Source organism: Arthrobacter sp. KN11-1C, from assembly GCF_052180225.1.
In the GTDB taxonomy this organism is placed as follows: Bacteria; Actinomycetota; Actinomycetes; order Actinomycetales; family Micrococcaceae; genus Arthrobacter.
Map to the genome: position 1 here is coordinate 1,199,250 of NZ_CP197467.1, position 11,925 is coordinate 1,211,174.

An 11,925-nucleotide genomic window follows, 5' to 3' on the forward strand; every position below is an offset into this window, starting at 1 on the left:
TTCTTAGTCCTCATTTTGCTGGTGCTTGCTCGGGTGTCCGGCAGTTCCGGACGATTCGGCGGATCCGGAAGATACGGCGGCAAGGCGGCCTTCCGCCAGACGGAGGGTCAGTCCAGTGCCTTCGGGGGCTTGGTCCGGGCTCCGGACGACGTCGTGGCCCACCCCGTCCGCCCCGGCAACCTGGACGACGGCGTACCCGCGGTCGAGCGTCTTTTGGGGGGACAACGCCCTTACCTGGGCGCGGAGGTGATGCACTTGGTCAAGGGCGCGCACAACCGCGGAGCTCACCGCGGTGTGGGCATGTTTCCGGAGGCGTTCGATGTCCTCTTCCCGTGCCGTGACCATTCCCTCGGGTGACGCCAGCACAGGTCGCGATCTCAACGCGTGGAGTCGATCCGTTTCGCGGTCCACCAGGCGGCCGACGCCGCGGCGTAGCTGCTCGCGGGCCTGACGTACCGTCGCCAATTCCTCGACGACGTCAGGGACGATCCTCTTCGCGGCGTCGGTGGGCGTGGAAGCGCGAAGGTCGGCAACATCGTCCAGGATGGGGTGGTCTGCTTCGTGGCCAATAGCGCTGACCACCGGAGTGGTGGCCGCGGATACTGCCCGGACGAGTTCCTCGTTGCTGAATGGAAGCAGATCTTCCAGGGCTCCGCCGCCGCGGGCGATCACGATCACATCCACGTGCGGGTCGGCGTCGAGTTCCTTGAGCGCAGCCAGGATCTGGTTGACCGCGGTCACGCCCTGGACTGCGACCTCCCGGACGGCGAATTCGACGGCGGGCCAGCGAAGGGCCGCGTTGCGTAGAACGTCCTTCTTCGCGTCCGAATCGCGGCCCGTGATAAGCCCGATCCGATGGGGGAGGAGGGGCAGCCGTTTCTTCCTCGAGTCCGAAAACAGCCCTTCGGCGCCAAGGGCTTGGCGCAAGCGCTCGATCCTCGCGAGGAGATCGCCGAGGCCGACCGGGCGGATGTCCTTGATGGACATGTTGAGCCGACCGGTCTTGAGCCAGAATTCGGGTTTCACCAAGGCCACGACGCGCGAGCCTCGCTCAAGGGGCATCTTCTGGCGGTCCAGGACGTTGGACCACAGGGACGCCGGCAAGGAGATTTCGGCGTCGGTGTCCCGCAGCGTCACGAAAGCGCTGCTTCCGCGACGGTTGAGTTCGATGACCTGGCCCTCGATCCACGCTGCCGGGGCGCGTTCTATGTGGGTCTTGAGCTTGCGGGACAGCAGCTGAAGCGGCCAAGGATTGTCGGGAGTAGTCTCCGACGCCGTCGCGGGCAGGGTCGACTCTGCCTTCGTGGATTCTTCCCCGGAGGACGCCTCTTCCTGGGCTCCGGCGTCGGGAAGCCCCGAAATCGGCAACGCCCGCGGCGCGCCGCCGGGTAGGGCATCATGGGACACGCGGGTAGCCTCCTGCGGGTGGCTTGTGCATGGTTCCGTCCTCGCTGGTACTTTGCTAAGGGGTGCCGGAAGCACTGCTGCTACCAGTGCTACTGAAAATCGCTACCGGAAAGCCGGCGGCAGGCTTCCAACTCTATCCATACCTTGTAGCACGCATCACCGACATTTACCCGTCGTCGCTCCGCCTGGAACTGCTGCACTCCAATCTTGAGGAATCCATTGCGTACGTTCGTCTCTGCAATCGCAGTGATCTTTGCCCTTTTGCTCACAGGAATCGCCGTCCCTATGGCATGGACGGACGCCAATATCGTCCGGGAAGACGGGTTTGTGGCGCTCACCGCGCCGATCGGGAAGGACCAGGCGTTCCAGGCCCGCCTGGCCGCCACCGCCGTCGCAAGCCTTGAATCAAAAGTCAATCTCCCGGCGCCCGTGGAACAACTTGGTGCTTCATTCCTCAAGGACGCGGCCACGGCAATGACCACGTGGCCCGAATACCCGCAAGCGTGGAATGAAACCGTCCGCCGGAGCCACCAACTGAATTTCACGGGCAACGGAGGCCCCGGGAACTCGAGCTCGGGGACGTCCCTCGTGCTCGACGTCGGGCCCTTGGTCAAGATCGCCGCGGACCGGCTGCACGCGGCGACCGGCCTCCCGATTTCGACGCCGGACTCCACCGTGATCAACATCGGGGGACCCGCCCAGCGGCAACAGGTAGACGCCATCGCCGCGTACGCGCCGATGTGGTGGATCCCCGGCCTCGGCGCCGTCCTGCTGTTTGCCCTGGGGCTGCTTGCCGCTAAGCGCAGGGGCGTGGTCCTCCTGTTCGCCGGACTGGGCTTGGCCGCCGTCGCGGCGCTGTGGCAAGTGGCGACGACCGTACTGAAGGGCGCAGGCGATGCAGGGCTGGGCGGAACCGCCACGGGCGGGCTTTTCGCGCGGGAGTTGGTGGCGGCGTCGGTCGACAATTTCACCGGCTGGATCACCACCGCGTGGATTGCCGCGGGAGTGCTTGTGCTCCTCGGCCTGCTCGGCGTGATCTTCTCCCGCAAAGCAAGGCCGAGCGTGCGGGCGAACGCTGCCGGTAGCATGGAGGGATGACCAGCTCAGCAGTTTCCATTCCGATGCCCTCTGTCCCGCGTAGGCGTCGGACGCCGGAAGAGGTGCTGGCCGCCGCTCCGGTTTCCGGCCCCAAACGAGTCCTGCTCGCGGCACCCCGCGGATATTGCGCCGGCGTCGACCGCGCAGTCATCGCAGTGGAGAAGGCACTGGAACACTACGGTCCGCCCGTCTACGTGCGTAAGCAGATCGTGCATAACGTGCACGTGGTCACGTCGCTGGAGGAGAAGGGTGCCATCTTCGTGGAGGAGACGGACGAGGTACCCGAAGGCGCCCTGGTGATCTTCTCCGCCCATGGCGTGTCCCCGGCGGTCGTGCAGTCCGCCGAAGACCGCGGCCTGCGCACCATCGATGCCACGTGCCCGCTTGTCACGAAGGTGCACCGCGAAGCCGTCCGCTTCGCCAAGGAAGACTACGACATTCTCCTCATCGGCCACGACGGTCACGAGGAAGTGGAAGGAACGGCGGGCGAAGCCCCGGACCACATCCAGATCATCAACGGTCCGCACGAAGTGGACAAGGTCACTGTCCGCAATCCGGAGAAGACCATCTGGCTTTCGCAAACCACCCTGAGCGTCGACGAGACGATGGAAACCGTCCGGATGCTCAAGGAGCGGTTCCCCACGTTGCAGGATCCGCCGAGCGACGACATTTGCTATGCCACCACCAACCGCCAAGTGGCCATCAAAAAGATTGCCCCGCAAGCCGACCTCGTCATCGTGGTGGGATCCGCGAACTCTTCCAACTCCGTGCGGCTCGTCGAAGTGGCGCTTGAATATGGCGCCAAAGCCTCCTATCGGGTCGATTTCGCGAACGAGGTGGACGAGAGCTGGTTCGAAGGCGTCGCCACCGTGGGCGTCACTTCCGGTGCTTCCGTTCCCGAGGTCCTGGTCCAGGACGTTCTCCGTTTGCTGGCCGACTACGGCTACGGTGCGGTCGAAGAGGTGGTGACGGCGGAGGAAGACCTGCTGTTCTCCCTGCCGAAGGAACTGCGCGCGACCCTCAAGGAAGCCGGAGACGTCACACGCGCCCTGGGCGGACGCGGGAACCGGCCAAACTCGTAGTTTTGGGGATCCGCGTTGACGCACCCGGTAACGACCCGCGCCCCCGTTGTTCCGGGTGCCCAGGTCCTTACCGGGTGCGATCAGGCCGCCGGGTCTTGCTCAAGCAGCTCGGGTGCGGCGAGCGTCCGCGGCACTGCTTCCACCGCCGGCGGTGACACCAACCCGTCGGTGTCCATGGAATTGAGTTTCCGTGCCGTCGGCAAGACGCGTGCTTCGAGCGTTCCGACGAGTGCGTTGTAGCGATCCACCGAGGTCTTCAACGACGAACCCAATTTGCCCACGTTGTCACCGAGAGTGCCCATCCGTTCGTACAGTTGCCGGGCGAGCTCGAAGAGTTCCCGGGCATTGTCCGTCAAGACGTCCTGGCGCCACGTGAAGGCAACGGACTTGAGAACTGCCAACAGGGTGCCGGGGGACGCGAGCACCACGTTCCTGGACAAGGCGTGATCCAACAGTGCGGGGTCCGCTTCGAGGGCCGCGGCCAGGATGGATTCTGCGGGCAGGAAGCAGATCACCAGCTCGGGTGAGTTGCCGGGGATGTCCCAGTACTTCTTCGATCCGAGGGCATCCACGTGGGACTTGAGCGCTTTCGCATGCGCAGTCAGCAGGGCATCAGTGCTATTGCCCGCTGATAGGATGCCGTTCTCCGCGGAGTGCTTCGTGTCGCCATGCCTTGTGCTGCCTTGTTCTTGGGCAGCGAGGTAGGACGCCAGCGGAACCTTTGCGTCCACCACCAGCTGCTTTCCACCCGGCAACTGGACCACAAGATCCGGCCGGATGGCATTGTCGGCGGAAGCAGAGTGCACCTGCTCGTGGAAATCAACGTGGCGCAGCATGCCGGCGGCTTCCACTACCCGGCGCAGCTGGACTTCACCCCACTGGCCCCTCGCGCTATTGGACCGGAGGGCGGAGGCAAGGGCATGCGTTGAGCGCAGCAGTTGTTCATCGGACAGCCGGGCTTCCTGGAGTTGCTGGGCAAGCTGTCCGTACTGCTCCAAACGATCCCGTTCCAGAAGGGAGACCTGTTGCTGGACGGCCGTCAGCTTCTCTGCGACAGGGGCGAGGGCACGCAATACACTGCCATCCTGGTTCCTGGACTCGCTCAGTTCACGGTTCTGCGACAGCAGAAGGCGCCGCTCGGCGTCGGCCGCGGCAAACTGGGCGTTCACCGAGGCAAGCCGGGCCGAGACGCCGTCGAAATCTTCTTCGAGCGCCGCATTGCGGCGCCGGAACAGGAGGAAGCCGGCCACCACACCGGTGGCCGCTCCGAGAAGAAGCATGAACAAAGCGAGAATTACTGCGAAACCATCCATGCTTCCAACCTTGGCATAGGGGTAGGACAATTTAGCGAAGCCGGGTCGCGGCACCGGGGCGTCGGGTCTCGGGTTCTTCCCGCAAAGCGGACTGGGGCACTCAACGGGTAGAATCAATGCTCGTGGCTCTTACTATTGGCATCGTCGGACTGCCCAACGTCGGCAAATCAACTCTTTTCAACGCACTGACCCGTAACCAGGTGCTGGCCGCGAACTACCCGTTCGCCACCATCGAGCCAAACGTCGGCGTCGTCAACCTCCCGGACCCGCGCCTGCAGAAGTTGGCCGAGGTCTTCGGATCGCAGCGCCTCCTGCCCGCCGTCGTCTCGTTCGTCGACATCGCCGGAATCGTCAAGGGCGCCTCCGAAGGCGAAGGCCTGGGCAACAAGTTCCTGGCGAACATCCGCGAAGCAGAAGCCATCGCCCAGGTCATCCGCGTCTTCGACGACCCCGACGTTGTCCACGTCGACGGCAAGGTCGATCCCCGCTCTGACATTGAGACGATCAACACCGAACTGATCCTGGCCGATCTCCAAACGATCGAAAAGGCCATTCCCCGGATCGAAAAAGAAGTCAAGATCAAGAAGCGGGAAGCTGCCGAACTCGCGGCGATCCTGGCAGCCCAGTCCGTGTTGGAACGTGGCGACACGATCTTCTCCTCCATCAAGAGCGACAAGCTCGAGATGGAGCACCTCAAGGAGCTCAGCCTCCTCACGGCCAAGCCCTTCATCTACGTCTTCAACTCGGACGAAGGAATCCTCGGCAACCAGGAAAAGCAAGACGAGCTGCGCGCCATGGTGGCGCCGGCGGACTGCATCTTCCTTGACGCCAAGCTGGAATCCGATCTCGTCGAACTCGACGAGGAAGAAGCCCGCGAGATGCTCGAAATGAATGGCCAGGACGAATCCGGCCTCGACCAGCTGGCACGGGTCGGTTTCCACACACTGGGACTGCAGACGTACCTCACTGCCGGTCCCAAGGAGGCCCGCGCCTGGACCATCCACCGGGGCGACACCGCGCCGCAGGCTGCAGGAGTCATCCACACGGATTTCCAGCGTGGATTCATCAAGGCCGAAGTTGTCTCCTACGACGACCTTATCGACGCCGGGTCCATGGCCGAGGCCAAGTCCCGCGGCAAGGTCCGTATTGAAGGCAAGGAATACGTCATGGCCGACGGCGACGTGGTGGAGTTCCGTCACGGAATAACCTCTTCCAACCAAGGGAAAAAGTAGATCAGGACCCACTGTATATCCAGCTTTAGAGGCGCGCCCGACCGCGCCTCTGAAGCTGGACACTGATCACGTCGAAGGCTTTTTTGGGGGAAGAGGAACCGTGGCCGAGGAACGTCCGAGCCAGCCGGAGGCACCGCGGCAGCAGATTAAGCTGCGCAGCCTCGCTCCTGAATTCGAGAGCGGCCAGCACGAGATCTATGTGCGCCACCTTGAAGAGGCGGTCCTCGACAAGAGGAACCGCAGCATCGCCCTCACCGGCCGCTACGGGACCGGCAAGTCCAGCGTGCTGGATGACTTTCAGGAAAAGCACGACAAAGACACTGTCCGCATCAGTATCAACACCCTTGGCCCGGATAAAGACAACGAGGACCTGACCAACCGGATCCAGAAGGAACTGGTCAAGCAACTCGTCTACCGGCTGACACCAGGGAAGATCCGTCGATCCCGGTTCGCCCGACCCAAACCCGTGACCAAGCGGCGTGCGTTCCTTCATGCCCTCTTTATCGGTGTGGTGGGCCTGGGGCTCCTGTGGGTGCTGGGGGTGCGTTCCGGACCCGGCTGGCCTGACGCCGCAGCTGACTTGCCCTGGTACCTCGTGCGTGCTGGAATGCTTTTCAGTCTTGTTCTGGCTCCCCTGTGGGCGGTCCGATGGATCATCGGCGACCGGATCGTTTCGGAGGTCACGACTGCCGGCACGAAAATCGCCCTGGGCGAAGGTCCGACCACCTACTTTGACAGCTTTCTCGACGAGATCGTTGCCTTCTTTGACACCGTCAGGCCGAAGTTCGTGATCTTCGAAGATCTGGACCGCTTCGAGGATCCGCAGATCTTCGACTCGCTCCGGGAACTGAACACCCTCATCAATGCTTCCGCGAACTGGCAGGACAGTGACGAGCCTCTGCGGTTCATCTATGCCATCAAGGACAGCCTGTTCGAGCAGCTCGGAAAGGAGCCGGAATCCAAGGACGGCGAGGCTAAAGCCAGTGACGGCCAGGACAGCCCCACGGCCAGCGCGAAGCCCCGGCTCGACATTGCTGCAGAGGCCGTCCGGCGGGCGAACCGGACCAAGTTTTTCGAAATCGTCGTTCCTATGGTGCCGTTCATCTCGCGCCGCAACGCCCGTGACCTCCTCGCCGGGGAGCTGGTGAAACTCGGTCTTGCCGAGAACGTCGTGTCACGTCCTCTCCTGGACCTGATCGCACGGCACACCACCGACATGCGCCTGATGAAGAACATCTGCAACGAGTTCGTGGTGTTCGCCGAGCACCTTCTGTGGACGAAGACTCCCGCGCCGGGCATGACGGCGGACCATCTCTTCGCCCTCGTCGCGTACAAGAACTTCCACCTCGCCGACTTTGAAGCCATCTCGCAGCGAACCAGCACGCTCGATGAGCTCGAACGGCTCCATCGCGACGAGGTCAGGACCCTGATCGAGGGTCTGCAGGAGCAGCGGCGCAAGCGGATGAGGACCGAGGAACAGCGCGAGCAGAAAAAGGAGATCGCTGCGAAGCTGGGAAGTCGGCTCCGCGAGATCAAGGACTTCTTCCCTCCGTCAAACGGCTGGCCGTACATTTCAGTCAAGGTTGACGACCAGAATTACGCGTTCGACTCGGTCGACACGGTGGGGTTCTGGGAGTACGTCGCCAAGTCGAAGTCCTTCTCCATCGTCCAGAGGCATAACTCAACCGCCGTGACGCCCTCTGCGGAACAGATCAGCCGCATCTTCCCAGAGGTCATGAATTCTGCGCAATGGTCGGATCCTGATCCCGTTGAGCTTGCCCGCCTGATCCAGCGGTACGACCAGGACATCTCGATGTTGCGAGGAGCTGACTTCGCCGGACTGGCCCGCTATGAACGCGTACCGAAGGGGCGAATCGGGTTCGACCAGCTCATCGCCGACGTGCTGGAGTCGGAGCTGGCACGCGATCTCGTCCGGCGGGGTTTCATCACGCGCAACTACGCCGAATACTCCGCGATCTTCTACGGCAGCTTCGTCGGAGTCGATGTCGCCTTCTTCTACAACCACAGTGTCCAGCCGAACGAGATGTACCTCGACCACGAGTTCACCTCTGAAAATGCCTTAAGCAATCTGCTCGAACAGGTCCCGGCCGACTTTACGAGCAGCGTGAGCGCACTGAACCTGCAAGTCGCCTCATACTTGCTCAAAGAAAAGCCCGAAGACGCGAAGCAACTTGTCGCGTACGTCGTCACGCATGAGGGCAAGGACGTCCAGACATTCCTGGATGCCTTCCTCAACGCACCTAATGCCCCGCGCGAGCTCCTCGTCCAACAGCTGACGAAACACCCGTGGCAGGACATCTTCGAGTACGTCGCGAACCACCCCGGCATTCCGGACGAAGAGACGCGGCTGAAGCTGTTCGACGCGGCCCTCATGAACGCGCTGCATCCCGACGCCTACGAGATCGGCGAGTCCTCCCGGGCGCTGCTCGAGTCTTCCTATCCACGGCTCACCGCCGTCCGCGAGAGCCTGACCGCACCGCAGACTGAGCGGGTCTTCGAAATCCTCGAGGCGGTGGAGCTGCTGATCACGGACCTTGGCGACCTAAGCGCCCCGCTCCGGCACCGCATCGTGGCGGCGCACAGGTACGAGGTCAGCGCGCCAAACCTACAACTGGCACTCGGGGTCGACGAAGCCCCGACGCTCGACGAGGTACGCAAAAAGCAGAGCGTGTGGGAGTTCTGCAAAACACGCATCGACGACTACATCGCCGCGATGGAGGCCGACGGATCGGCCCGGCCGATCGTGCTCATGGAGTCCGTACTGGTCGAGGTCATCAATGAGCAGCACGGCTCCTGGACAAAGGACCAGCTGCGCGACGTCGTCAAGCGGAGCTCCGCTTCCGCCACAATCCATGAGATCGAGGACGTCCCGGAGCCGACCTGGCCCTTGATCGTGGAGGCGGGCCTCATGGCTCCGACGGTCGCCAACGTGTCCGCTTACGCACTGGCTCATGGGGTCGACGAACAGCTGTCCGGCCTTCTCGTCCCGGATGGAGCCGATCCGGTCGAACTGCAGGACGTTGAGGAGGTTGCGGACCAGGACCGAGGCGTCCTCGCGGTCCGCGTGCTGAATGCTTCGGCGCATCTGACGGCGCAGAGCCGGGTCCAGCTCGTCAAGCAGCTGAGTCTCGGGTCCGCGATTGAGCTCGTTGAGGTGACTCCGAGCCCCGACCAGCTGCTCGCCAGGGCCCTGGAGGCGAAGCTGCTGCCGGATACCTTCGACACCTTCGCTCATTTTGCGAAGGGCGGGTGGGAATCGCTCTCCGAGGCCTTCGCGGTGTCGGAGAATGCATCGGAGTTCATGACGCCGGCGCTCTTGGCTGGTTTCGTCGGCGAGTTCGTGGAGAGTTCATGGATTCCCGACGAGCTGCGTCGGATGGTGGTCGAGCGCCTTGGCGACTATGTGCCCGGCGACGACAAGAAAGCTCTACGCGCCGCTGGACAGTTCGCGATCGCCAACCAGATCTGGCTGCCCCTCGGGGAAATCCGCCGTATCGCTCGTGTCACACAGGACCCGGACGTGGTCCTGCGTCAGCTGACTTATGCTAAAGACACCGACCCGGCCGATCTCTCGGGCATCCTCGTGTCGCTCGGCCTGCCCTACGACGAGCTGTCGGCAGGTCCCGGGATAGAGTTCGACCTCCCCGGAGGATCGTCGAACGAGACGCTGTTCAAGCGCCTCGAAGCCGCCGGGAGGATTGAGATCGTTCCGAAGCTCATCCGCGGAAGGAAGGTCGGGAACCTGGTTTGAGACCTGGGCGGAGAAGCGCAGGCATGGCGACGAATGACCCGCTGAACCTCGACGAGGCTGGCGAATGGGCTGGCCTGTGGTGGCTGCCGGGTGACCCTGACGAACAGGTCCCGGGCGTCCTCCCATACGACCCGGAGGGTGTCCTCTCGCTCCTATTGATCGGCGCGTTCGAGGACCGCATCACATCTAGCCCTGCACCGGGGGTGACGGCATACCACGAGGGCACTAGGATCGCTGCCTGTTGAGCAGCTGATTGAAATTATTCGAGGCTCATGCCGAACCCCTACGAATGGGCGGCACACTCGTACGCATGGGCGAGGTCCGATGCTACACGAACGCGCTGCATGAAGGATATGACGGACTGAATAGCCTGGAGAAGCGCTTCGCTGACGCCATAGAGACCTGGCTTGTGTGGGCTCGGAATAGTTCTCAGACCGGATACAAGATATCGCTTGTGGATCTCGGTCAGACTGTCTGGTTCTTCCCTAACTTCATGGTCTGGGCTGGCGACAAGGCCCAACGTGATATTAAGGGGGAGTAGCGGATCGGGGCTGATGCGCCCTCCGAAAGCTATCGGCCAATCGGCCGCACAAGCTAGTTCCAACGACCGTTGAGGTGAAGTTCGTTACCCGGGGGACCTGGAAAGCGGACGGCAGCGGGAATGGCAAGGACGCGCTTCGTTTGGTCGCTTGCAGCGGGCAGGCTTCCGTGCTCTACCGCATGAAGACCTTGAATGGTCGGTCAAGAAGTTCAATCCGGACGGTGAAGACGCGGAAAATGAGGAGGACGAGGGCGGATCGCCTTCGTTTGACTCAACCCCGCAACTTGACTGGGAGGCAAGACGTAAAATATCCTCTTACGAGGCGAACACATAATGTCTTCGCCAAAAAAATAATACTGATCGTCGGCCCGTAAGGGCTTGATACACCTCAGGCGAGTCGCACTGATTGGAAGCGAATCCAGTCGGCATCCTCTCGCCGGGAGCAGATGAACCCCAAAGTACTAGGTGAATCTTCTCCCGCAAACCTACGGGGATCCTTCGGAGCTTGCGACGAAGGGTGGGGTCAATGACGCTATTCGCAGACGATCTCCTTAATTTTGTAATAGCCTTCGCGGTTAGCGGGGGCTATTACCATTTATCCTTGGAGATCTAATTGACGACTGACGCTACTTCAACGCCAACTCTGGACGACATCTTCGACACACTGCGAGAGGCAGCAGAAACCGCGGCTGCAAATGGTGGGCTCCTTTACGGAGCCCAGGCGAAGAAACAGCTGACACAGCGGTTTCACGGTTTTACGGAACAATTGTTCGGCTTCAAAAAGTTCATCGATCTGCTCCGCGCGGGTGACGATGCCGGCCGGTTTGGTCTGGAAATTATAGATGGACACCCTCGCATCACGCTTCCGGGCCACAGCAAGAATCTCGTACTGCCCCGCAGTGGTGCAGACCAGGTCCGTCTCAAGGCAGACGTTTGGAGTACCCTCATCACCTGGGAAACAGGTGAGCGCTACTGGGACCGGAAGCACCGTCGCGCTATTTTCCTGCCGACAGATGATGAAGGCACGCCGTCCTGGGTGAGTTCTCCCGATGACTTCGTTAAGATCGATGCGATTTCGATGCAGGAGCAGCTGGGGTGGATGAAGTCCTTCGCTGACAGCCAGAGCGATCCTAATCGCGAGAAGCTCGAAGCGGCGCTTAAAGATCCCCGCACGCGTGCCTTCAGAAATGCGCTCGACGAGCTTGGACTCAGTGGGGCTTGGCGAGCACTTCTGCAGCGGCGAGTGATGGAGCACTCTGCGAGCTGGGCTGCAAAGAATCAGGTTCCCCTGACGTCCATCGTGGAGAAACGTGAGCGCGCTCAAAAGAAGGTACCGACGACCTCCGAGCCTGAGCCCCTTGTGGCATCAAGCACTGAGGTTGAGAAGCTCCGCTCCCGTTTGTGCCAGATCATCAACGATATGAGTCTCGCCGAGCTTTCTGCTATTCCGATTCCGGCCGCGTACCTGCTGGAGCGTTAG

The 11,925-nt window shown here is 62.1% G+C and carries 8 protein-coding genes; 6 read left to right on the forward strand and 2 right to left on the reverse strand.

Features of this window, described 5'->3' with window-relative positions; genetic code table 11:
• Positions 1-3 precede the first annotated feature (3 nt).
• A complete protein-coding gene (xseA, locus tag ACSBOX_RS05710; protein ID WP_442545967.1) occupies positions 4-1,287 on the reverse strand; it encodes an exodeoxyribonuclease VII large subunit in 1,284 nt (427 codons plus the stop codon).
• Between the two features lie 339 nt (positions 1,288-1,626).
• Between xseA and ACSBOX_RS05715 the strand changes: the two genes are divergently transcribed.
• Positions 1,627-2,505: a hypothetical protein gene (locus ACSBOX_RS05715; protein WP_442545172.1), complete on the forward strand. Its 879-nt coding sequence runs from the start codon at positions 1,627-1,629 to the stop codon at positions 2,503-2,505.
• On the forward strand, positions 2,502-3,587 hold the full coding sequence (locus ACSBOX_RS05720; RefSeq protein WP_241710584.1) for a 4-hydroxy-3-methylbut-2-enyl diphosphate reductase: 1,086 nt from the start codon (positions 2,502-2,504) through the stop codon (positions 3,585-3,587). Before ACSBOX_RS05715 ends, ACSBOX_RS05720 begins: the two co-directional genes overlap by 4 nt.
• Positions 3,588-3,667: 80 nt before the next feature.
• Here ACSBOX_RS05720 and ACSBOX_RS05725 read toward each other — a convergent pair whose 3' ends face one another.
• Positions 3,668-4,900 carry a DNA recombination protein RmuC gene (locus tag ACSBOX_RS05725; RefSeq protein ID WP_442545173.1) on the reverse strand — a complete coding sequence of 411 codons (1,233 nt, stop codon included), beginning with the start codon at positions 4,898-4,900 and terminating at the stop codon, positions 3,668-3,670.
• A 122-nt stretch (positions 4,901-5,022) separates the two neighbouring features.
• On the opposite strand from ACSBOX_RS05725, the gene ychF reads away from it, so the two are divergent.
• The 4 genes from ychF to ACSBOX_RS05745 all read left to right on the forward strand — a co-directional run bounded on the left by ychF (position 5,023) and on the right by ACSBOX_RS05745 (position 11,925).
• On the forward strand, positions 5,023-6,132 hold the full coding sequence (gene ychF / locus ACSBOX_RS05730; protein ID WP_442545174.1) for a redox-regulated ATPase YchF: 1,110 nt from the start codon (positions 5,023-5,025) through the stop codon (positions 6,130-6,132).
• 100 nt (positions 6,133-6,232) lie between these two features.
• Complete coding sequence (locus tag ACSBOX_RS05735; protein WP_442545175.1) at positions 6,233-9,904, forward strand: YobI family P-loop NTPase; 3,672 nt, start codon at positions 6,233-6,235, stop codon at positions 9,902-9,904.
• Positions 9,905-9,927: 23 nt separating this feature from the next.
• A complete protein-coding gene (locus ACSBOX_RS05740; RefSeq protein ID WP_442545176.1) occupies positions 9,928-10,149 on the forward strand; it encodes a hypothetical protein in 222 nt (73 codons plus the stop codon).
• Between the two features lie 909 nt (positions 10,150-11,058).
• On the forward strand, positions 11,059-11,925 hold the full coding sequence (locus tag ACSBOX_RS05745; protein ID WP_442545177.1) for a hypothetical protein: 867 nt from the start codon (positions 11,059-11,061) through the stop codon (positions 11,923-11,925).